Origin of the sequence: Allosphingosinicella sp. (genome assembly GCF_036403745.1) — a bacterium.
Taxonomy (GTDB): domain Bacteria; phylum Pseudomonadota; class Alphaproteobacteria; order Sphingomonadales; family Sphingomonadaceae; genus Allosphingosinicella.
Genome location: NZ_DASWQI010000082.1, coordinates 45,791 through 65,292 on the forward strand (window position 1 = coordinate 45,791; position 19,502 = coordinate 65,292).

Annotated in this window: 20 protein-coding genes and 1 tRNA gene; 8 read left to right on the plus strand and 13 right to left on the minus strand. The window is 68.2% G+C overall.

Going from position 1 to position 19,502, the window contains the following annotated elements:
• Positions 1-31: 31 nt before the first annotated feature.
• Both VGC56_RS15305 and VGC56_RS15310 read right to left on the minus strand, forming a co-directional pair.
• Positions 32-1,999: a DUF6538 domain-containing protein gene (locus tag VGC56_RS15305; RefSeq protein ID WP_464126257.1), complete on the minus strand. Its 1,968-nt coding sequence runs from the start codon at positions 1,997-1,999 to the stop codon at positions 32-34.
• Between the two features lie 86 nt (positions 2,000-2,085).
• Positions 2,086-2,161: transfer RNA gene (locus VGC56_RS15310), tRNA-Glu, on the minus strand.
• Between the two features lie 85 nt (positions 2,162-2,246).
• Here VGC56_RS15310 and VGC56_RS15315 point away from each other — a divergent pair.
• From VGC56_RS15315 to VGC56_RS15325, 3 genes are read left to right on the plus strand one after another with little or no spacing between them, the layout of a single operon-like run.
• A complete protein-coding gene (locus VGC56_RS15315) occupies positions 2,247-2,828 on the plus strand; it encodes an SOS response-associated peptidase family protein (protein WP_464126259.1) in 582 nt (193 codons plus the stop codon).
• 32 nt (positions 2,829-2,860) lie between these two features.
• Positions 2,861-3,259: a Co2+/Mg2+ efflux protein ApaG gene (gene apaG / locus VGC56_RS15320; RefSeq protein WP_464126260.1), complete on the plus strand. Its 399-nt coding sequence runs from the start codon at positions 2,861-2,863 to the stop codon at positions 3,257-3,259.
• A gap of 20 nt (positions 3,260-3,279) precedes the next feature.
• On the plus strand, positions 3,280-4,194 hold the full coding sequence (locus tag VGC56_RS15325) for a hypothetical protein (protein WP_464126261.1): 915 nt from the start codon (positions 3,280-3,282) through the stop codon (positions 4,192-4,194).
• A 7-nt stretch (positions 4,195-4,201) separates the two neighbouring features.
• Here VGC56_RS15325 and VGC56_RS15330 read toward each other — a convergent pair whose 3' ends face one another.
• From VGC56_RS15330 to VGC56_RS15370, 9 genes are all read right to left on the minus strand, one after another.
• Positions 4,202-4,627, minus strand: a complete 426-nt coding sequence (locus tag VGC56_RS15330; RefSeq protein ID WP_464126262.1) for an energy transducer TonB — start codon at positions 4,625-4,627, stop codon at positions 4,202-4,204.
• Positions 4,624-5,196 (minus strand): hypothetical protein, encoded by a 573-nt coding sequence (locus tag VGC56_RS15335; protein ID WP_464126263.1) that lies wholly within the window; start codon positions 5,194-5,196, stop codon positions 4,624-4,626. The genes VGC56_RS15330 and VGC56_RS15335 overlap by 4 nt, the downstream gene beginning before the upstream one ends.
• A 19-nt stretch (positions 5,197-5,215) precedes the next feature.
• A complete protein-coding gene (locus tag VGC56_RS15340; RefSeq protein ID WP_464126264.1) occupies positions 5,216-5,338 on the minus strand; it encodes a hypothetical protein in 123 nt (40 codons plus the stop codon).
• A 14-nt stretch (positions 5,339-5,352) separates the two neighbouring features.
• Complete coding sequence (locus tag VGC56_RS15345; RefSeq protein ID WP_464126266.1) at positions 5,353-6,510, minus strand: hypothetical protein; 1,158 nt, start codon at positions 6,508-6,510, stop codon at positions 5,353-5,355.
• 15 nt (positions 6,511-6,525) lie between these two features.
• Positions 6,526-7,740, minus strand: coding sequence for a hypothetical protein (locus VGC56_RS15350; protein ID WP_464126268.1), 1,215 nt, complete (start codon positions 7,738-7,740; stop codon positions 6,526-6,528).
• 80 nt (positions 7,741-7,820) lie between these two features.
• Entirely contained in the window at positions 7,821-9,095 is a 1,275-nt protein-coding gene (locus VGC56_RS15355; RefSeq protein WP_464126269.1) for a serine hydrolase, read from the minus strand.
• A gap of 24 nt (positions 9,096-9,119) precedes the next feature.
• A complete protein-coding gene (gene parE, locus VGC56_RS15360) occupies positions 9,120-11,096 on the minus strand; it encodes a DNA topoisomerase IV subunit B (RefSeq protein ID WP_464126271.1) in 1,977 nt (658 codons plus the stop codon).
• 54 nt (positions 11,097-11,150) lie between these two features.
• The gene (locus tag VGC56_RS15365) at positions 11,151-12,080 is read right to left on the minus strand and encodes a methyltransferase (protein ID WP_464126272.1); all 930 of its coding nucleotides are present in this window, start codon (positions 12,078-12,080) and stop codon (positions 11,151-11,153) included.
• Complete coding sequence (locus tag VGC56_RS15370) at positions 12,058-12,333, minus strand: hypothetical protein (protein ID WP_464126274.1); 276 nt, start codon at positions 12,331-12,333, stop codon at positions 12,058-12,060. The genes VGC56_RS15365 and VGC56_RS15370 overlap by 23 nt, the downstream gene beginning before the upstream one ends.
• A gap of 258 nt (positions 12,334-12,591) precedes the next feature.
• On the opposite strand from VGC56_RS15370, the gene VGC56_RS15375 reads away from it, so the two are divergent.
• Positions 12,592-14,754 (plus strand): PAS domain-containing protein, encoded by a 2,163-nt coding sequence (locus tag VGC56_RS15375; RefSeq protein WP_464126276.1) that lies wholly within the window; start codon positions 12,592-12,594, stop codon positions 14,752-14,754.
• A 3-nt stretch (positions 14,755-14,757) separates the two neighbouring features.
• Here VGC56_RS15375 and VGC56_RS15380 read toward each other — a convergent pair whose 3' ends face one another.
• Both VGC56_RS15380 and VGC56_RS15385 read right to left on the minus strand, forming a co-directional pair.
• Positions 14,758-14,931 carry a hypothetical protein gene (locus tag VGC56_RS15380; RefSeq protein ID WP_464126277.1) on the minus strand — a complete coding sequence of 58 codons (174 nt, stop codon included), beginning with the start codon at positions 14,929-14,931 and terminating at the stop codon, positions 14,758-14,760.
• Positions 14,932-15,066: 135 nt separating this feature from the next.
• Positions 15,067-15,756: a GcrA family cell cycle regulator gene (locus tag VGC56_RS15385; protein ID WP_464126278.1), complete on the minus strand. Its 690-nt coding sequence runs from the start codon at positions 15,754-15,756 to the stop codon at positions 15,067-15,069.
• A 57-nt stretch (positions 15,757-15,813) separates the two neighbouring features.
• On the opposite strand from VGC56_RS15385, the gene VGC56_RS15390 reads away from it, so the two are divergent.
• From VGC56_RS15390 to VGC56_RS15405, 4 genes are all read left to right on the plus strand, one after another.
• Positions 15,814-16,653: an ABC transporter permease gene (locus tag VGC56_RS15390; protein ID WP_464126316.1), complete on the plus strand. Its 840-nt coding sequence runs from the start codon at positions 15,814-15,816 to the stop codon at positions 16,651-16,653.
• Between the two features lie 58 nt (positions 16,654-16,711).
• Positions 16,712-17,071 (plus strand): hypothetical protein, encoded by a 360-nt coding sequence (locus tag VGC56_RS15395; RefSeq protein ID WP_464126279.1) that lies wholly within the window; start codon positions 16,712-16,714, stop codon positions 17,069-17,071.
• 101 nt (positions 17,072-17,172) lie between these two features.
• The gene (locus tag VGC56_RS15400) at positions 17,173-18,360 is read left to right on the plus strand and encodes an acetylornithine transaminase (RefSeq protein WP_464126281.1); all 1,188 of its coding nucleotides are present in this window, start codon (positions 17,173-17,175) and stop codon (positions 18,358-18,360) included.
• A 205-nt stretch (positions 18,361-18,565) separates the two neighbouring features.
• The gene (locus VGC56_RS15405; RefSeq protein ID WP_464126282.1) at positions 18,566-19,480 is read left to right on the plus strand and encodes an Hsp33 family molecular chaperone HslO; all 915 of its coding nucleotides are present in this window, start codon (positions 18,566-18,568) and stop codon (positions 19,478-19,480) included.
• Positions 19,481-19,502: the final 22 nt, after the last annotated feature.

Genomic DNA, 19,502 nt, shown 5'->3' on the forward strand with positions numbered 1-19,502 from the left:
GCTGGTCGGCGGGGGCGATACGACGGACATTCTAAGTGGCCTTCCGTTCGCGCACTGAGGCGATACTCGCCGCTTTCCGAAGCTGATCCCAATCGACAAAGGAGAGGTCAAGCTTCTCCAGCTCGCGGGCGATCAGCTCCACGGATGCACCAAGGCCGTACCGTCCCCCAACAGTAGTCGGCGAGTGACCGGTGATGCGGTCGTGCACTCTAGTGGAGATTGTGGCCTCGGCGCGGTCCTTGAACTCGTGCCGGAGCGAATGGAATACGAAGCGAGGATCGTCAGTCACAACGCGGTCCACGTAGCGGTTAACCCGGCGGCTGAGCTCCTTCGTCCATTTTCCGGTCGGGGACTGCTTAAGATCGAAGAGACGGGCGGCGCCGGCAGCGCGACGCCGCTTCACGTACTCGAGGAAGCCGAGCTCGAGGAGCCGAGGGTGTACGACGATAACGCGGGCGGACTCTTCGTTCTTGATGCTCTCGCCTTCGCCCGTGCCGGTCACGTAGATTGCGACGATCGGCGCCTCCCCGGGGCGTTCGATCACCTCGATGTCGTCCAGGCGGATCTGGCCGACCTCCTCGAGCCTGGGCCCCGAGGTCGCACCGAACAGGAAGCTCCAGTAGAGCTCGTCCTGATAAACGTGCTTGCCCGGCCGCGTCCGCTCGATGTCAGCGCGGCCTTCGCAGCCGGTGAATAGGGGCGATGCGAAGAGGGTCTGCATCATCGACGGGCGAAGCGGGAGGCGCGGCCGTCGCTGCCCGCGCCGCGTCTTCCCATAACCTGCGATGGGGATCCCCGACGAGACATTATCAGGAATCCAGCCCTCGTTCTTCAGCAGACCGAGGATCGCGCCGAGAGCGCCGACATCCTTCTTCACCGCGCCGGGCGAAAGGGTCCTGACCGTTTCTGAGTGCCCCTTCCCGAGCGCAGCTTCGACGGCCTTTCGAAGGGGGGTGCCGGAGGCCTTCACCTTCTCAAGGTTGATGTTCGTCGGCATGCCCGTGATGAAATCCCTGAAGTCCAGGATGTCGTCGCGAGTGATCTGCCCGACGGAAAGGTCGCCGTTGAGAAGTATGAACCGGTCGACCGCGCGCCGGGCTTCCACGAGACTTTGCGGCCTCGGCGCGCGCAGTTGAGCCCAGTGTCGCAAACCGGCCGACAAGGGACGACCCGACTTTCCCGCGGCGGGCTGGCGGCGTGACACGGCTGGTTGTTCCGGCTGAGGGACCGAAACCGGGGGATACTCCTCCGGCTTGCCAGGAAGGTAGCGTCTGGGCAGGGCAGCAAGCCTGGCTGCATCTTCTGAGGAGAGCTGCTGTTCGACCAGTCGATGCAGCAGCGCCTCGGCGACGGTGTTGAAGAGCAGCGATCCTTGGGGAGCGGAGATACCGGTGTGTTCCTCGACCAGAGCCACCTCGGGCCAGACGACATCCCATCTGCGGGCGGCGAGGAGCCATTCGATCGCTTCGGCAAAGCCGACGCCGAGGAGGTTCTCGTCACGGTGGAGGATGTCGACACGGGAGACGACCTCCTCCCTCGCATCGACGGGGATGATGTCAGCATCCTGGGCGGCGGGGCCACCTTCCCAAAGCTGGGGGTCCGGGTGGAGACGCAGGGCTCGATAAGCATTCAACGCCTCGAACTCCGCCTCGGCCCACGCGAGCAAGAGACGGCTCGCGATGAAAGATCGGAGGCCATAGATCACGTTGTGGAGGCTACCGTTCCGCTCGGCCATGATTTCGAGGAAGCGGGCCACAACCGTCGGCGCTTGAGCTGCGGCCTCGTTCTCGATCTCCCGATCAAGCGCCTGGAAGTAGGAGCGCCACTTCGCCTGCTGGCGGGCCTGCTGAATCTTTGCCTCGGTGGCATCAGAGGTGCCGAGAGAGATTTTGATTTCGCGTTTGCCGACTTTCCCGCGAAGCCGCTCAGGCACCGCCATGCGAAACCACAGGTTTGAGGATCTGGGATGGGTTGTCGGCCCCGGCATTCGTAGCCCCATTTTGTACCACCCTTTTGTACCACCGGGCGGCTAGGAAGCTACTGATTTTCGCCAACTTTTTGAAAAGATGTAACTTTTCAGTGCCTTGGTGACCCCTACGGGACTCGAACCCGTGTTTTCGCCGTGAGAGGGCGACGTCCTGGACCGCTAGACGAAGGGGCCTTCGCGCGAAGGTGTGGCGCATATGGGGGAGGGGGCGCGGCTGTCAAGCTGGCGTTCACGGCGCCCGCCCGATAGCAGCGCCCGGATGTGCAACGACTATCGCAGCCGCGTCGAGCTCGGGACGATCGAGCAGGAGTTCAATGACCTGCGCATTCCGCTCCGCTTCCCGGAGGGGCTGCCGAACATGGAGCCGCGCGACGACATCCGGATTACCGACCGGGCGGCGATCGTGCGTTGGGGCGGCGACGCGGCGGAGCTCGTCCAGCGCCGCTGGTCGTGGCCGGGGCAGGGGGGCAAGCCCGTCTACAATTTCCGCGGCGAGGGGCGCGAGTTCCGCACCGGCCGCTGCCTGATCGTCGCCGACGGCTTCTACGAATTCACCACGCCCAAGGCGCCGCGCGCCGACAAGCGCAAGGACAAGTGGCTGTTCACGGTGGCGGGCGAGACCTGGTTCTGCATCGCCGGCCTGTGGCGCGACAGCTCTGTCGGCGAGGCCTTCACCATGCTGACGACGCCGCCGGGGCCGGACGTCGCGCCCTATCACAACCGCCAGATCGCGATCATGCCGAAGGCCCGGTGGGCGGCCTGGCTCGGCCACCAGGTGCCGGCGTCCGAACTCATCGCGCCGTGCCCCGCGGGCATGCTCCACGTCGAGAAGGCCGGTTGACCGGGCGCGGCGATGGGTGGAGGTAAGCGCCTGTGAAAAGCCTGTTTCCCCACAGCGCGACGACCAGTGACATCACCGTGCGCGTCGCCGTCAGCTTCCTGCCCGAACAGTCCGAGCCGGCGCGCGGCCGCTGGTTCTGGGCCTATCATGTCCGCATCGAGAATGGCGGGCGCAGCGCCGTGCAGCTGATGGAGCGGACCTGGACGATTTCGGACGGGCGCGGCGCCAAGAGCGAGGTACAGGGCGAAGGCGTGGTCGGCGAGCAGCCCGTGATCGAGCCGGGCGGCGCCTTCGACTATGTGTCCGGCTGCCCGCTGCCGACGCCGACCGGCTATATGGAAGGCCAGTATCTGATGGTCAGTGAGCAGGGGCGCAGCTTCGCCGCGGCGATCCCGCGCTTCCCGCTGGTCGCCCCGGCCGTCACCACCTGATGTTCCCCAAGGAGAAGTTTATGCGAATGCCCCTCATCGCCGCGGCGGCGCTGGCCGGCGCCGCGCTGCCGGCGGGCGCCGCTCTGGCGCAGGGCGGCAGCGCCCGCCAGACGATGACTTGCCCGATCGGCGGCGTCAGCTTCGACTATGTGGTGCCGGTCACCACCCCGCCGCTCGGCGACCGGCCCGACGGCAAGCCGTACGGCAGCTCGGCGCCGACGCCGCTCCCCGAATGCCCGACCAACGGCCTCGTCCTCTACAAGGATTATACGCCCGACGAAGTGGCGAAGCTCGAGCCGCTGGTCGCCTCGGACCGCTACAAGGCGCTGCGCAAGAACGACACGCAATATTACCGCGCCTATTGGCTGATGAAGGAGATGGGGGTGCCGGCGCAGCTGTCGCTGCTCGCCCTTCTCCAGGCCGGATGGGAGACGGACGGCAAGCCGGCGCTGCGCGAGCGCTACCTCGCCGAGTTCGCCGAGGCCTCGGCGACGGCGGAGAAGCGGCCGAACGACCTGCGCTGGATCGGCATGGAGGCGCGCGCGGTAAACGCGCTGCGCGAGCTCGGCAAGTTCGACGAGGCAAAGGCGCGGCTGGCGGAAATTCCGATCGCGTCGCTCGACGTCAAGGTTCCGGAAGGGCCGCCGACCGACAAGAAGGTCGGCGAAGCGCGGGTGCGGCGCGCCTGGTTTACCTTCCTTAGCGCGATGGGCCCGGCGATCGACCGCAAGGACAATAGCCGCGAGCCCTTCGACCTCCTGCCGCGCAGCCTCGCCCTCGGCCGCTGCCTTGAGGAGGGGACCAAGCTCGGCGAGCAGCAGAAGGCGTTCTGCGAAAAGGAGAAGGAGGAGGTCGACTCCCTCCGCGTCGCGCGCGCCAAGGCGGAGGCGGAGATGAAGGCGCTGGCCCGCTCGCGCGAGCAGAGCGGGCGGTGAGGCCTGGTTAAGGCTTGGCCGCGCGCGAGGGGTCGGCGGTGAGGTCGATGAACTGGATGTCGGGCCTGGGCTCGCGCGCGATCCCGTGCGCGCGGACAATTTCTACCCACCGCGCGAGATAGGAGTAGCGGTCGACGCGGTAGCTGCCGGTCGGCGCGTCGACCGGGGCGTAGATGCGGCCGCGGATCGCGGTGAGCATCGCGGACGTCCAGCCCGTGGCTCCTTCGCTGCGAAGCAGTTCGGCGTCGCGAACCTTGCCGTCAGGGCCGATCCAAAACTCGATGTCCACCCAATTGCCGTTGAGGTTCTTTCGGCCGGTATATTGCCTGGTGGACGGCGCTCCGCTTTCGCGAACGATGCGATCCAGGTCCACCGATGGCGCGTAGAGGAGCGCAGCATGCGCCATATGGGCGTTGCGCAACTCCTCGATCAATGCGTCGGTGCTCTGCCGCTTGCCGGCCCGGCGATCGAGGGTGGCGAGGAGGAAGGGGGCGGCGAGCCGGCCGACCTTGGCGTCGGGATTGGGTCGGCGGCGATCTTCTCCAGCGCCTGCCGGGCGAAGCCGACGTCGCCGGTCTGCTGGAACAGCCAGGCGGCGCGGACGCGGGCGATCGCCGCAAGGTCGGCACGGCCGGCCGCGCGGGCGTGGCGCTCCGTCTCCTCGTAAATGTGGCGGGCAAGCTCTTCACGCCCGACCAGCACGTACATGTCGCCGCGCTCGACATCCGCCGCGAGGACTCGCGGAACGTCTTTCCCGAAGGCGGAGGAGAGGGTGCCATACATCGCCCCGACCGACAGTTCCTGCTCGTGCGCCTCCCCGATATGGGCGGCGAGCCGGCCGTTGGCGCGAAAGAGGTCGGAGACGTCGACCGGCAGCTCCTTCCGGTAGCGCTTGTTGCGGCCGACCGCCGCCGCCGTCACCGCCTGCGTATCGCGGTAGCGGCCGGCGACGAACAGATTCTCGGCGTGGGCGAGGCGCGTATATCCTCGGCCGGCGCGCAATGGCGGGCGAGGCAGGCGTTCAGGCCTTTTCCGTGTCGGAGAGGCGCGTGCCGGTGACGACGATGGTCTGGCCGGCTGCCGGTGGCGGCTGCTGCACGGGCTGGGTCGTCGGCACGAGGAGCAGGAGCGGGGCCAGCGGCAAGTGGCGGTCCAGGCCTAGGGTGCCGGCGCGGGCGGCGGCGAGGGCTCGTTGGTGAGGTCGAGATATTCGATCTGAACGTTGGGCGAGCGCTGGCGGATGTGGCTGCCGGTGACATCGCGCAGCCACCGCGCGGTGTAGGTGTAGCGCTCGATCCGATAGGTGCCGCCGGGCTCCTCGATCGGCGTGTAGATCCGGCCGGAAATCTGGCGCAGCAGCTGGCCCGCCCAGTCCAGGCTGCCGTGGCTGCGCAGCACCTCCGCGTCGCTGACCTTGCCCTGCGGCGTGATCCAGAAGCCGATATCGACCCAGCGCTCGGTGAAATTGTTGCCGGCGAGCATCGAGATGGCCGAGACCTGCTGCCCCGTCGCCGCATCGCCCTCGGCGAGCCCGTGCGGCAGGTCCAGCGCCGGCGCGTAGATCAGCACCGGCTTTTTGGCATGAAGCGATCGCATCACCTCGACCAGTTCGTTCGAGCTGGAGGCGTTGCCATGCTTGCGGTCGAGGCGCGCCAGCAGGACGAGCGCGGACAGCCGCCCGATCCGGTTCGGCTCCGAGGCATCGGCCGCGATCGTGTGCAAAGCGCGCTGCGCGGCGCCCGTCTCCCCTTGCAGCTCGAACGTGAAGGCGGAGCGGACGCGCGCGATGCCCGCGAGATCGGGACGGGCGCCCTTTGCGGCGCGCGCGGCAACGCTGTCGTAGAGCTCCCGGGCGCGGTCGAAGCGGCCCATCGAGGCATACATGTCGGCCCATTCGACATCGGCCATCAGCACCTTGGCATCGGTCTTGCCGAAGGCGTCGCCGAGAATGCCGCGCATGATGCCGGTCGAAAGCTCGTAATCCTGGCCCTCGCCGAGATGGACGGCGATGCGGCCGTTAGCGCGGTAGAGGTCGGAAACGTCGACCGGCAGCTCCTTGCGGTAGCGGTGATTGCGGCCGATCGAGGCGCGGGTGACGCCGCGCGCGTCGCGGTAGCGGCCGGCGACGAACAGGTTCTCCGCATGGGCGAGGGTCGCCTGGATGTCCTCCTTGGGCGGGCAGTGACGCGCGATGCACTCGCGCAGCGCCTTTTCGGTGTCGGAAATCCGGTTGCCGGTGACGACGATGGTCTGGCCGGCAGCAACCGGCGGCGCGGCCGGTGCAGCCGTGAGCAGGAGAAAGAGCAGCGGTGTCACCGTGAATTCCTTGGATCAGCGGGCTGGGCTTGGCGCCTGCCCCCCGCCGGCCGGGGAGGGGGAGGGCCCCGGCGCCGGATCGTTGGTCAGGTCGAGGAATTCAAGCCTCACGTTGGGCGAGCGCTGGCGCATGTGGCTTCCCGACACGCTCTCCATGAACCGCGAGGTGAGCGTGTAGCGCTCGATCCTGTACGATCCGTCCGGGTCCACGCTCGGCGTGTAGATGCGGCCGGAGATCGAGCGGAGCAGCGTCTTGGTCCACTCGCGCGTGCCTTCGCCGCGGAGGATTTCAGGTTCGCTGACCTTCCCCTCCGACGTCACCCAGAAACCGACGTCCACCCAATGCTTCTCGAAATAGGCATTACCCGTCTTAAGCCGCATTTCCGGCAACGCAAAAGAGGGATCCGCCTCCCATTTGGCTTCGTCGCCCTCAGGGAGGATGCCGGGCAAATCGAGCCGCGGCGAAAAGAGCAGAACCGGCCGCTTCGCCCGGACGGAGCGCAATTCCGTGAACAGGGCCTCTGAAGCCTTGCCGGTCTTGCCCTCATTGCGGTCGAGCCGCGCGAGCAGCACCAGCGACGACAGGCGTCCGATCCGCGCCTCCGGCGCCGACTGGGCTGCGATCCTTTCGAGCGCCTTGCGGGCGAGGGCGATCTCGCCGTCCATCGCATAGGTCCAAGCGCTGCGCACCCGGGCGACGTCGGCGATGCTCGCGAAGCCGGCGGCGCGGGCGCGCTTCTCGGCCGCGTCGTAGGTCGTGCGCGCCTGGACGAACTGCCCTTGCTTGGCGAACATGTCGCCGACTTCGACATCGGCCTTCAGCACCCGCGCATCGTCCTTGCCGAAGGCGTTGCCGAGGATGCCGCGCATCAAAGCCGTCGAGAGCTGGAAGTCGGCGACTTCGCCGAGATGCTCGGCGATGCGGCCGTTGCCTCGATAGAGATCCGAGACCGCGACCGGATATTCGCCGCGGAAACGATTGTTGCGGCCGATCGAGGCCTTGGTGACGTCGCGTGCGTCGCGGTAGCGGCCGGCGACGAACAAATTCTCTGCATCGGCGAGCGAGGCCTTGATGTCTTCCTCGGGCGGGCAGTGGCGGGAAAGGCACTCCCGAAGCGCCTTCTCGCTGTCCGAGAGGCGGGTGCCGGTGACGACGATGGTCTGGGACGGCGCCGCGGCGGGCGGGGGTGCGGACGCCGTGGCGGCGGCGAGGATCAGGAACAGGCTCATGTCAGTCCTCCCACGAGGTGATGGCGCGAAGCTACTGCGCTTCAATACTTTTGTCACGCGATTGCGCGCGCCGCCGCCGGTCAGCGCAGGAACGTCAGAAGCGGGGACATGAGGGCCCCCAGCCGCGCCTCCGCGACAGGCGCCGCCGGATCGTTCCAAACCGCGGCGGCGCCGACCCAGCTGCCGTCCTTGCGCCGGGCGAGAAAGGCCATGGCCAGAACGCCCGACTCGGAGCCGCCTTTGTATCCGAGATAGACGAAGTTGCCCGCCGCCGCCGGCAGCCCGGCGTTGATCGCGAGGATGTCCAGCGCAATCTTGTCGCCGCTGCGGCGAATCCAGTCGAGCGTGCGGACGAGATCGTCGGCCGACGCGAACCATTCGACCGCATCGATCGCGATCGGATTGGCGTTGAAGCGGGTGAGATCGAGCCGGTCGACGTCCGCGCCGGCAAGGGTGCGCAATATGGCGCGGCGCCCCTTCTCGTCAGCGGCCCTCCAGGCCTGGAGGAGGGCGGGATCGGCGGCCTTCAGCAGGAATGCCTCGCGCGTCGACAGGAACGGGCGGTTGCGCGGGTCGGGGCGGAGGCTGAGCTCGGGCAGCAAAGCTTCGACCTTCTCCCGCCCGACGAGGGTGAGCAGGGCGTCGGCGGCGGTGTTGTCGCTTTGCGAGATCATCAAAGCGGCAAGGCTGTGGAGGGTGATCGGCGCCCCCTTCGGCCAGCTCTGGAGGATGCCCGACGGCAGCGAGTGCGCCGAGAGCGGCACGACGTCGCTCCACTTGCGCTCCCCCGCCCGCACCTCACGCACAAGCTCCGCGAGGATGAAAAGCTTGAAGTCCGAACCCACCGCGAGCGCTTGGTCCGCGTTGGCCTGTACGAGGCGGTGCTGCGGCTCGTCGTCGAGTGGCCGGGCGGCGAGGCTGATGCGGCCGGGGAGGGCGCGAAAACCGGCGACGAGCGCCTCGGCGCTCTCCGCCTTGGCCTCGATCGCGCTGATCAGGAGGCTGGTGACGAGGTGCGGCGCCGCCGGATCCAGCACCAGCTCCACCCGCGCCGTCGCCTTCGGATAGTCGACGATGAGGATGGCGCTCAGGCCGCTCTTCGCGTCGATCGAGGCGATGCCGGCGGGGCGGCCGTAACTGCCCGAAAGCTGCGCTGCGATCGCCTTCATCCGCTCCGCCGGGATTTGGGCGAGGAAAGCGGGCGCGAGCAATTTCTCCGGCGCCTCTTCGCCGCGCAGCACCTGCAGCAGCTCGGCCGCGCGCTGGCGCAGCTGCGGCGACGGGTCGGCCGCCCGCGCGGCGCCCGGCAAAGCGAGCGCCAGCAGCATCAGCAATTTCAACAACCAGGTCCGCATTCGCCCACCCCCTGGACGCGGATGCTAAGCGTCGATTTCTTCCTCGTCCACCTCGGCGGCGTGGCTCTGGATGAAGGCGAAGCGGTGCTCCGGATTGCGGCCCATCAGCCGGTCGACGAGGTCGCGGACCTTGTGCTGCTGCTGATATTCCTCGGGCAGGGTTACGCGGATCATCGCCCGGGTCTTCGGGTCCATGGTGGTCTCGCGCAGCTGCTGCGGGTTCATCTCGCCCAACCCCTTGAACCGGCTGACATCGACCTTCTTGCCCTTGAACAGGGTCGCCTCGAGCTCGCCCCTGTGGACGTCGTCGCGGGCATAGGCGACGGTTCCGCCGGCCGACAGGCGATAGAGCGGCGGCTGGGCGAGATAGACCATGCCCTGCTCGACGATCTTCGCCATCTCCTGGAAGAAGAAAGTCATCAGCAAGGTGGCGATGTGGGCGCCATCGACGTCGGCGTCGGTCATGATGACGATGCGGTCGTAGCGCAGCTGCGCCGGGTCGCAGCGCTCGCGGATGCCGCAGCCCAGCGCCAGGGTGAGGTCGGCAATCTCCTGGTTGGCGCGGATCTTGTCGGCGGAGGCGGAGGCGACGTTCAATATCTTGCCGCGAATGGGGAGGATGGCCTGCGTCTTCCTGTCCCGTGCCTGCTTGGCCGAGCCGCCGGCGCTGTCGCCCTCGACGATGAACAATTCCGTCCCCGCAGGATCGTCGTTGGCGCAGTCGGTGAGCTTGCCGGGGAGGCGCAGCTTGCGTGGGGAGGTGGCGGTCTTGCGCTTCACCTCGCGCTCGGCCTTGCGCTTCAAGCGGTCGTCCATCCGCTCGAGCACGAAGCCGAGCAGGGCCCGGCCCCGCTCCATATTATCGGCGAGGAAATGGTCGAAATGGTCGCGCACCGCCGCCTCGACGAGGCGGGCGGCGTCGGGGCTGGTCAGCCGGTCCTTGGTCTGGCTCTGAAACTGGGGATCCCGGATGAAGACGGAGAGCATGATCTCCGCCCCGCCGACCGCGTCCTCGGCCTGGATGTCCTTCGCCTTTTTCTGCCCGACTAGCTCTCCAAAGCCGCGCAGGCCTCGGGTGAGGGCGGCGCGCATCCCCTGCTCGTGGGTGCCGCCGTCGGGAGTGGGAATGGTGTTGCAATAATAAGAGGAGCCGTCCTCGCTCCACAAAGGCCAGGCGACGGCCCATTCGACCATGCCGTGGTCGTTAGGGAAATCCTGGCGGCCCTTGAAGAATTCGGTGGTGGCGCAGGCGCGGTCGGCGACCTGCTCCTTCAAATGGTCGGCGAGGCCGCCGGGGAACTGGAACACCGCTTCGGGCGGGGTCTGATCGGAGATGAGAGCGGGATCACACTTCCAGCGTATCTCGACGCCGGCGAACAGATAGGCCTTCGAGCGGGCGAGGCGGTAGAGGCGCGCCGGCTTGAACTTCGCGTCGTCACCGAAGATTTCGAGGTCGGGGACGAAGGAGACGCTGGTGCCGCGGCGGTTCGGAGTCGGGCCGAGCTTCTCGAGCGGCGAGGTGGGTTCGCCGCGGGCGAAGGTCTGGCGGTAGAGCTCCTTGTTGCGGGCGACCTCCACCACCGTCTCGGTGGAGAGCGCGTTGACGACGCTGACGCCGACGCCGTGGAGGCCGCCGGAAGTCGCATAGGCCTTGTTCGAGAATTTGCCGCCCGAATGGAGCTTGGTGAGGATCACCTCGAGCGCGTGCTTGCCCGGATATTTGGGGTGCTCGTCGATCGGCATGCCGCGGCCATTGTCGGTGATGGTGAGGCGGTTGCCCGCCTCCAGCGTCACCTCGATGCGGGTGGCATAGCCGGCAACCGCCTCGTCCATCGAATTGTCGAGCACTTCGGCGGCGAGGTGGTGGAGGGCGCGCTCATCGATGCCGCCGATATACATTCCAGGCCGGCGGCGGACCGGCTCCAGCCCCTCGAGCACCTCGATCGAGGCGGCATCATAGTCGTTGGAGGGGGCGGCGGTGGACGCGAACAGGTCTGACATGGCGAATCTATAGGCGGCGAAGACTCGTGCTGCCAAGCGGCGCGGACAAGGACGCTAGACGCGGAGCGTAATGACGGCTCCGATCACCGCGATCCGTTCGACCTCCGCGTAGGCGGGCTCGTCGAGCTCCTCACCGAAAACGTCCGGGTCGATTTCCTCAATCGAGCAGGTCGCACCGCACTTCGCGCACACCGCCTTCAGCGCGGTCACCAGCGGCGCCTCGCCGCCCGTCACCGCCGCACCGGTATAAAGGAGGATCGAGCCGCCGGGCTTCAGGCCGGACAGCGCCTGCCTGACCCACTGCAGCGCGGTCTCGCCGCCAAGCAGCCCGCCTCCGTCGCGATAGGCCCGTGCCGCGGGATCGATCATGTACGGCGGATTGGCGATCACGAGGTCCGCTCCTGGTGGGACGCTTCCCGATTCCAACGTCTGCGCCTCGACGCCCGCCACTGCCGCGTTCACCCGCGCCAGCCGCGACGCGGCCGGGTTCAGGTCGACCAGCGAAAGCCTGGCCTCCGGCACCATGCGGGCAGCGCAGATGCCGCCTGCGCCGCTGCCCGCGCCCATATCCACCATGCCGGCGGGCCGAGCGAGCTCCGGCAGCCGGACTTGGAGGAAACGCGCGAAGCGGTAGGTGTCGGGGCCGAAGAAGACCGCGTCGGTATCGTCGGTCGGAAAGGCGGAGTGGAAGAAGAGGTCCTCGCCGAGGCTGGCGACCCTCAGCCGGCTGCTGCACCTGTCGCCGTCCCCCTCCAGCACACCCGCGCTCTCCATCAGCATCAGGCATTCGGCGGCCAAATCGCCGCGCGAAAATGGGCGGCTCCAGCCGAACACGTCGCGCAGCGTCGTTGGTCCCGACCATGTGCGGGCGAGCACGCGGCGATGGGTGGCAGGGGTCGGCGCGATGAACCGGTACCCTTGGTCCCGCAGCCAGTGGAGCAATCGGGCGAGACAAGCCTCGTCAGGCTCCATCGACAACGTCATCCCCTGCGACATGCGCCACGTCCATGAAGGTGCGCGCTGCATTTCGATCCGCCTCGTTGTCGAAGGCGATGTCGAGATCGGGCGCCGCCCCGAGCATGTGCAGCAGCGCCCACAGGGCGAAGCGGCGGCCGCGGTCCTTTTCGAGGCCGAGGTCGACCAGCATCCGCTCGATGCCGGCGGGAAGGGCGGCGGACGCGATCTGCGTCGGGTCGGCGGTGCCGAAATAGCGGCGGAGTTGGTCCTCGAGGTCCATGTGCCGCGTGTAGCGGGAGCGGGGACGGATCGGAAGCGTCGGCGGGGAGGGGGGTGGCGGCGGCCCTTTCGTGGGGGGGTGGGGCCGCCGCCGGCCGGCGGGACCAGAGAAACCGCCGGCTGCCACATGGGCTGCGAGCCTTGTGCCCGCTTCGGCAGCGCCGGGAAATACCGGGGCACTACGGTATCGGCGACTCGAAATTCGCCTCCGGCTTCCTATCTAAGCTGCTGCCCCCATTGAGCTTTGCCTGCTAAACCCTTGTCCCGCCTCGTACATATCGTCGACGACGACGCGCAAGTCCGCGCGGCCATGTCGTACCTCCTTTCGAGCCATGATTTTTCGACGCGGGTCTATGCCTCGGGGACGGAATTCCTGCGCGACGCCCCGCTCGACGCGGGCTGCCTGCTGCTCGACCTGCGCATGCCCGATCTCGGCGGCCACGAGGTGCAGGAGGAGCTTGCCCGGCGCGGCGCGACCCTGCCCGTGATCGTGATGAGCGGGCATGGCGACCTGGGCGCCGCGGTCCGCGCGATGAAGCTCGGCGCGGTCGATTTCCTGCAGAAGCCGCCGGGCGAGGCCGAGCTGGTCGCGGCGGTCGAGCGGGCGCTGGAGGGTGCGCAGCAGGGGCGGGGCCGGCGCAGCGCCCAGGTCGCCGCCGTCGCCGCCGTGGAACGCCTCTCCCGGCGTGAGCGCCAGGTCCTGCAGGGCCTGCTCAGCGGACATTCGAACAAGGCGATTGCCCGCCGACTCGATCTCAGCCCGCGCACGGTCGAGATGCACCGCGCCAACATGATGACGGCGCTGGGCACGGCGGCGCTCCCCGAAGCGCTGCGGATCGCGATCGACGCGGGCCTGCCCGGTTTCGATCCCGCGGGCCCCGGCGAGCCGGTGCCGGCCGCGGGCGACCCGCCGCTCGCCTCGGAGGCGGTGAAGCTTCAATATGAAGAGAAGCTCCGGCTGGTCCTGGAGGCTGCGGGGGACGGCGCCTGGGACTGGGACGTGGTCAGCGGTGAAATCCGCATGTCGCCGTTCCTGGTCGAACGGCTCGGCTTCGTGCCCGACGCGGTCCCGGACCGGCTGCAGCGCTTCGAGCGGTTTATGCATGAGGACGACCGCGCCGAGTGGCGCCGGCGTCTCGACGACCATCTCGACGGGCGCACCGACAGCTTCGTCTGCGAATATCGCATCCGCACCGCCGACGGCAGCTGGCGCTGGACCAAGGTGCGCGGCCGGGTCGTCGACCGCGACGCCGCGACGGGGGCTCCGCTGCGCATGCTGGGCGCGGTGAGCGACGTCACCGAGAGCAAGGCCGCCGAGGCGCGCGCGCGCGCGGATGCCGAGCTGCTGGCGCTGGCGCAGGCTGGCGCCGGCGCTGCTGTCTGGGACATCGACCTTGCAAGTGGGCGGGTGCACCTCTGCGCGCGGGGCCGGGGGCTGCATGGCCTGACGGCGGACGAGGCGGAGACGATGAGCCTCGATCGCTACGGCGCGCTGGTCCACCCGGAGGATCGCGACGGCGTGTTCGCAGCGATCGACGCGGGGGTGGCGAGCGGCGAACCGCACAGCATCGAATATCGCGTTCGCCTTTCCGACGGGCGCTGGCGCTGGCTGCTCGCCATCGGCAAGACCGTGGAAGAAGCGGAGGGGCGCCGCAGCCGCATCGTCGGCCTGACCCAGGATATCAGCGACCGTAAGCGGTCCGCGATCGAATTCACCCGCGCCCAGCAGGCGCTCGCCCACCAATCGAGCGAGCGGGCCATCGAGACACTGGGATCGACCATCGCCCATGAGCTCAACCAGCCACTCACCGCCATCGCCCATTTCACCCGCGGCATCCGCAATCGCCTGGCGGCGTCCGAGGGCCTCACCGACGCCGCCTTGGCGGAGGCCGTGACCGGCGCGGAACGGAGTGCGGGTTTGGCTGCGGACATCGTCCGGCGTCTCGGCCGGCAGATGGAAGGCGCGGATGCCGAGCGGGAGATCGTCGGCCTGTCGGCGACGCTACGCGAAGCCTGTGCCATCGCCCTGACGGAGGCGGAGGGGATCGCCTGCGCGTTCGATCTCGATGCCGCGGCGGACCGGGTGCTCGTCGATCCCGTCCAGATTCAGCAGCTGCTGCTCAACCTCCTGCGCAACGCCGTCGAGGCGCTCCGGGAGGTTGAGCCCTCAGAGCGCCGCCTGCGCATCGCCACGGCGCGCCTCGCCGTCGACCGGGTACGGGTAACGGTGGAGGACAGCGGGCCTGGCGTGGCGGCCGAAGACCGGCATCGGCTGTTCGAGCCGTTCGTCACCACCAAGGCGGGCGGCACCGGCATCGGTCTCGCCATCAGCCGCACGGTGGTGGAGGCGCATGGCGGGCGCATCTGGACGGAAGCCTCGCCGCTGGGCGGTGCCGCGTTCAGCTTTACCTTGTGGACGTGAGCCTCAGCTGGCGAACAGACCGCCGGTGGACCGCGGCGCGTCGCCGTGGATGCGATCGAGATAAGCGGAGGCGAGTTGATAGTGGACGCGCACCACGGCTTGGTGCTGCGCCTGCTGCGCCAGCGCGACCTCGGTTTCGGCGCGCTGCTGATAGTAGTCGACTTCTTCGTGGGACATGTGCGGGACGTTTTTCTTGGCTGTTGTTCTCTCGCCTGAAAAACGAGTCCCGTCCCGGCGCGTTCCGTGAAAAACCGTTAATCCAAGTCAATACGGCGGCGAAATTCTCCAGCTCCGCCGCCGTCCGCGCACGCCTTAGCGGATGCGCGGTCCGCCGAACGGCAGCGGCGGCGGCGGCCGCCGGTCGCGCCGCGGGATCTGCGCCTGATAGGCGACGCCGCAATGCGCGACGCAATAGGGAAAGCCCGGATTGGCCGGCGATCCGCAGAAGTGGAAGTCCGGCTCGCCGGGATGGCCGATCGGCCATTTGCAAATTTTCTCGTTGAGATCGAGCAGGCTGGTCTTGTCGGCGATCTCCGGGCTCGGCTTCGCCGGCACGAGGCGGCGCGGCGGAGCGGGCGGGATAGGCGCCTGTTGCTCGCCGGGCGACTGCCGCACAAACCCACCCGGGCCGATCGAGCGCACCAGAGGCTGCGGCGGCTGCGGCGCGGCGGCGGGGGCCGGCGCCTGCGGGGAGCCGTCGTCGCCCGCGGGCGCAGGCTGCGGGGCAGCCGCCGCCGGCGCGGCCGGAGCCGGACGCGCGGGCGCTGCCGGCTCTTCCCACGGCGCGCTCTCGGCTTCAGCCGCCGCGGGCGCGCCAGCTGGGGCGCTGCCGTCCTCGTTCGGCTTGACGGGCGAGGGGCGCGACTGGAGGCCGAGCCGGTGCGCCTTGCCGATTACGGCGTTGCGCGAGACGGCGCCGAGCTCCTCGGCGATCTGGCTCGCCGTCATGCCCTGCATCCACAGGCCCTTCAGCCGCTCGATCCTCTCGTCAGTCCACGACATTCGATGTCTTTCCTTCGCGGCTTGCCCGGCCTTGCGAACGCCACTAGCGACGACGCGATGAACGAGCAGCCTTCAAGCTGGGTCCGGGCCGATCCCGGCGTCCCGACGATCCGGAACGTCAACTGGTATGGCCTCAGGACCCTCTATGTGAAGGAGGTGAGGCGTTTCTTCAAGGTGCAGCTGCAGACGGTGTGGGCGCCGGCCATCACCACCCTGCTGTTCCTGATCATCTTCACGGTGGCCTTGGGGCGTGCCGGCAAGACCGTCGACATCGGCGCCGCGCACATTCCCTTCGCCGATTTCATCGCGCCGGGGCTCATCGTCATGGCGATGCTCCAGAACGCATTCGCCAATTCCAGCTTCTCGCTGCTGGTCGGCAAGATCCAGGGAAATATCGTCGATTATCTGATGCCGCCGCTTTCGACCGGCGAGCTGATCGCCGCGCTCGTCGGCGCCGCCGTCACCCGGGCGATCCTCGTCGGCTGCGCCGTCTGGCTGGCGATGCTGCTGTGGCCGGGCGTGCATGTGATGCCGCACCACCTCTGGGCGATCGCCTGGTTCGGCATTCTCGGCGCCGCCATGCTCGCCTTCTTCGGCCTGCTGACGTCCATCTGGGCGGAGAAGTTCGACCACGCCGCGGCCGTCACCAATTTCGTCGTCGCGCCGCTGTCGCTCCTCTCCGGCACCTTCTACTCGATCCACAATCTCGCCCCGGCCTTCCAGGCGGTGAGCCACGCCAACCCCTTCTTCTACATCATTTCCGGCTTCCGCTTCGGCTTCCTGGGCGTCTCCGACTCGCCCATAGCCGTCGGCGGCGCGGCGCTCCTCGGCATCGACATCCTCCTCGGCATCCTCTGCTACGCGCTGCTCAAGCGCGGGTGGAAGTTGAAGAGCTGATTTACAGCCGTCCCATCGGGGCGTAGCCTCTGCACCTTCTGGCAGAGGAGGTTCCCCGATGAACGTGACCCGCCTGGCTCTTATCATCACGGCGTGCAGCATCCTGGCCGCTCCCGCCGCGGCGCAGATGCGGCTTCCGTCGCAGCCGCCGATGAGCGTCAACCCGCCGCCGTTCGGGATCGACTCGATGAGTTCCGGCATTCCTGAGCGGGCGGCGGAGTTGCGCGGCGCGGTCGGCGTCGCCTTTCAGAAGGGCCTCATCCCGCGCGAGGAGGCGGAGCGGCTGTCGCTGCCGCTCGCCCGGATGCTCCAGCAGCTCCAATATCACGTCCCCCGCGGCTATCGCGAGCGGGTGCGCCTGCGCCAGCGGCTCGACGGCATCCAGGCCGAGCTCGACCGCGACCTTGCGCACAGCTGAGGCGCTCCTTCGCTGAGGAGCGTGTGTTGACGCGGCTGGCGCGGTCTCTCTAGAGGCGAGGGGCGGCGCGTGCCGCGTCCCCGCCGACCAGGAGCTTCGCAATGGCCATTACGCCTCTCATGCCCGTTTATCCGCGCTCCCCGGTGCGGCCGGTGCGAGGCGAGGGCGTCTATCTCTACGGGGAGCAGGGCGAGAAATATCTCGATTTCGCGAGCGGCATTGCGGTGAACCTCCTCGGCCACGGCCACCCCCATCTGACCAAGGCGATCCAGGAGCAGGCGGCGACGTTGATGCACGTCTCCAACCTCTACGGCAGCCCGCAGGGCGAGGCGTTCGCCAAGCGCCTCACCGACAACAGCTTCGCCGACACCGTGTTCTTCACCAACTCCGGTGCCGAGGCGGTAGAGTGCGCGATCAAGACGGCGCGCCGCTACCACCACCATCACGGGCATCCCGAGAAGAACGTTCTCATCACCTTCGGCAACGCCTTCCACGGCCGCACGATGGCAACGATCAGCGCGACCGACCAGCCTAAGCTGCGCGACGGCTTCGCGCCGTTGCTGCCCGGCTTCGCGGTGGTGGACTTCGACGATCTTGAGGGCGCCGCCGCCGCGGTCGACCAGCACACAGCCGGCTTCCTCGTCGAGCCGGTGCAGGGCGAGGGCGGAATCCGCCCCGCCTCGCCGGAGTTCCTCCGGGGCCTGCGCCGCATCTGCGACGAGAACGACCTCATGCTGGTGTTCGACGAAGTGCAGTGCGGCGTCGCCCGCACCGGCACGCTCTACGCCTATGAGCATTATGGGATCGAGCCGGACATCCTCGCCTCGGCCAAGGGCATCGGCGGCGGCTTCCCGATGGGCGCCTGCCTCGCCACAGAGAAAGCGGCGGCCGGGATGGTCGTCGGCACGCACGGTTCGACCTATGGGGGCAACCCGCTCGCCATGGCCGCCGGCCAGGCGGTATTCGACGTGATCCTCGAGCCCGGCTTCCTCGAGCACGTGACGCGGATGGGCGAGCGGCTGCGCGGCGCGCTGGAGCAGATGATCCCCAATCACGACCATCTCTTCGAAAGCGTTCGCGGCCTGGGGCTGATGCTCGGCGTCAAGATGAAGACCGACAGCCGCGCCTTCGTCACCTACCTACGCGACCACGGTCTCCTCACCGTCGCCGCCGGCGACAACGTAATGCGGGTCCTCCCACCACTGATCGTCGAGGACGCGCACGTCACGGAGTTCGTCGAGAAGCTCAGCGAGGCGGCGCGGCAGTACGAGGTTCCGCAAGCGGCGTAAGCTGCCTCCCCATCGCGAGATGGGGAGGGGGACCAGGTGAAACCTGGTGGAGGGGTAGGGGACGAGCGCTCGGCCCCGTACGTTCAAACCTCCCCCGGCACCTGCGAATACCCCTCCACCATGCTACGCATGGTCCCCCTCCCCATCTGGCGATGGGGAGGCACATGAACTTGAACCGCCCGAAGGCGTTCGCCACATCGCGGCCATGACATCTCCCCTCCCATTGACGACCGTCACCGCCAACCTGGATGAAGCGCTCGGCTTCGCCATTCCCGGCCGCAACGCGCGGGGGCGGATCGTGCGGCTCGGGCCGTTGCTCGACCACATCCTCTCCGCCCATGATTATCCCGCGCCGATCGCCCGCATCCTGTCCGAGGCGTTGGTTCTCTCGGCGCTGCTCGGGTCATTGCTCAAGGAGGAGGAGGGCCAGCTCACCATCCAGGCGCAGACCGAGCGCGGCATCGTCGACCTTCTGGTCTGCGACTACAAAGCGGGCGAGCTGCGCGGCTATGTCCGTTTCGATCCGGAGCGGCTGTCGGCGCTGCCCAGCCACCGCGACCTCGCGGCCCTGTTCGGCAAGGGCTATCTCGCCATCACCTTCGACCATGCGTCGGCGCAGGAGCGTTACCAGGGAATCGTGCCGCTGGAGGGCGCGTCCCTGGGCGAGGCAGCACAAAGCTATTTCTCGCAGTCGGAGCAGCTGCCGAGCGTCGTCCGCCTCGCGGTGGACGATACCGGCCATGTCGCCGGCGGCATGCTCGTCCAGCATCTGCCCGAAGGCGAGGAGGGGCGGGACCGGCTCCACACGCGGCTGGACGATCCGGAATGGGAGCATGTCCGCATTCTCGCCGAGACGGTGAAGGGCGCCGAGCTGACCGACCCGGCGCTGCCGCTCGACGGCGTGCTCTGGCGCCTGTTCCACGAGGAAGAAGTGCGGGTGTTCGAGCCCGTGCCGCTGGTGAAGGGGTGCCGCTGCAATTTCGATTACATCAAGGGCGTGATCGGCCGATTCGCCGCGGACGAGCGGGCCGGCATGGTCGACGAGGACGGCTTCATCAGCGTCGATTGCGAGTTTTGTTCGCGGGTATTTCCGATTTCCGTCAAGGACTTCGGCGACTGATTTCGATTTCCGGGGCGCCGCC

Excerpts from the sequence above, each read along its gene's own strand:
- VGC56_RS15305 (WP_464126257.1), bottom strand. The coding sequence starts at position 1,999 with ATGGGGCTACGAATGCCGGGGCCGACAACCCATCCCAGATCCTCAAAC.
- VGC56_RS15315 (WP_464126259.1), top strand. The coding sequence starts at position 2,247 with ATGTGCAACGACTATCGCAGCCGCGTCGAGCTCGGGACGATCGAGCAG.
- VGC56_RS15325 (WP_464126261.1), top strand. The coding sequence starts at position 3,280 with ATGCGAATGCCCCTCATCGCCGCGGCGGCGCTGGCCGGCGCCGCGCTG.
- VGC56_RS15350 (WP_464126268.1), bottom strand. The coding sequence starts at position 7,740 with ATGAGCCTGTTCCTGATCCTCGCCGCCGCCACGGCGTCCGCACCCCCG.
- VGC56_RS15355 (WP_464126269.1), bottom strand. The coding sequence starts at position 9,095 with ATGCGGACCTGGTTGTTGAAATTGCTGATGCTGCTGGCGCTCGCTTTG.
- parE (WP_464126271.1), bottom strand. The coding sequence starts at position 11,096 with ATGTCAGACCTGTTCGCGTCCACCGCCGCCCCCTCCAACGACTATGAT.
- VGC56_RS15365 (WP_464126272.1), bottom strand. The coding sequence starts at position 12,080 with ATGACGTTGTCGATGGAGCCTGACGAGGCTTGTCTCGCCCGATTGCTC.
- VGC56_RS15370 (WP_464126274.1), bottom strand. The coding sequence starts at position 12,333 with ATGGACCTCGAGGACCAACTCCGCCGCTATTTCGGCACCGCCGACCCG.
- VGC56_RS15380 (WP_464126277.1), bottom strand. The coding sequence starts at position 14,931 with ATGTCCCACGAAGAAGTCGACTACTATCAGCAGCGCGCCGAAACCGAG.
- VGC56_RS15385 (WP_464126278.1), bottom strand. The coding sequence starts at position 15,756 with ATGTCGTGGACTGACGAGAGGATCGAGCGGCTGAAGGGCCTGTGGATG.
- VGC56_RS15390 (WP_464126316.1), top strand. The coding sequence starts at position 15,814 with ATGAACGAGCAGCCTTCAAGCTGGGTCCGGGCCGATCCCGGCGTCCCG.
- VGC56_RS15395 (WP_464126279.1), top strand. The coding sequence starts at position 16,712 with ATGAACGTGACCCGCCTGGCTCTTATCATCACGGCGTGCAGCATCCTG.
- VGC56_RS15400 (WP_464126281.1), top strand. The coding sequence starts at position 17,173 with ATGGCCATTACGCCTCTCATGCCCGTTTATCCGCGCTCCCCGGTGCGG.
- VGC56_RS15405 (WP_464126282.1), top strand. The coding sequence starts at position 18,566 with ATGACATCTCCCCTCCCATTGACGACCGTCACCGCCAACCTGGATGAA.